This is a genomic window from Bacillus sp. SD088, assembly GCF_017355205.1.
Classification (GTDB): domain Bacteria; phylum Bacillota; class Bacilli; order Bacillales; family Bacillaceae_C; genus Lederbergia.
In genome coordinates this window covers 1-802 of sequence record NZ_JADIJK010000070.1, presented here as the reverse complement: position 1 = coordinate 802, position 802 = coordinate 1, and the positions used below count along the sequence as shown (strand labels likewise).

General features: G+C 42.6%; 1 protein-coding gene. It reads right to left on the bottom strand.

Features of this window, described 5'->3' with window-relative positions; translation table 11 throughout:
* The coding region (locus IPU53_RS24690) for an IS3 family transposase (protein WP_242698571.1) at positions 1–781 on the bottom strand (781 nt) is incomplete at its 3' end.
* Positions 782–802 lie beyond the last annotated feature (21 nt).

Here is an 802-nt window from a genome sequence, read left to right as displayed (position 1 = left end):
CGGTCCTTGTTTGCTGGCCCTTTTCATAGGCCATTTCTTTTTCATTCGGGCTCAAATAGCCATTTGAAGAATGCATGCGCTTCTCGTTATAAAATTTGATATAAAACTGGATGGCTAAAATGGCTTCAGCTTTCGTCGCAAATACGTGTTTATATAAGTATTCCTTCTTTAAAGATGCAAAAAAGCTCTCCATGCAGGCATTGTCATAAGGATTTGCTTTTCGGCTCATGCTTATTTGGGCGCCAACTTTCTTTAATGTGTTTATATAGGCGTTAGAACAATATTGTGACCCTCTGTCAGAGTGATGAATCATACCTTCTCCCGGCCGGCGCAATGCAAGAGCTTCTTTTAAGGCGTTCAGACTGAGCTCGTGTCTCATATGGTCATCCACCCGATAACTAATGATCCTTCGGCCATAAAGATCCATGACTGGGTTTAAATACAAGAACCCTTCCCCAGTATGAATGTAGGTAATATCCGTTGCCCATACCTGGTTTGGTGCCTCTGGCTCAAATTCCCGTTCTAATTGATTTGGGTAGGCCAGCTTAGTATGGTCGGAATCGGTCGTACGCCTGAACTTTTTCGGCAGACTCGCGTAAAGACCCAATTCTCTCATTCTATTAGTCACCTTTTTCTCGGAAACTTTAATCTTATCCCTGTCACGGATTTTTCTGTGGATACGCGGACTGCCATAAAATCCATGGTTATCATGATAATGAAAAAGAATCCGCTCGTCCAAATAGCGGTTAAGCGCCTCACGTTCTGTTTCTTCTCGATCCATCCTCTCGACATAGTTATAATA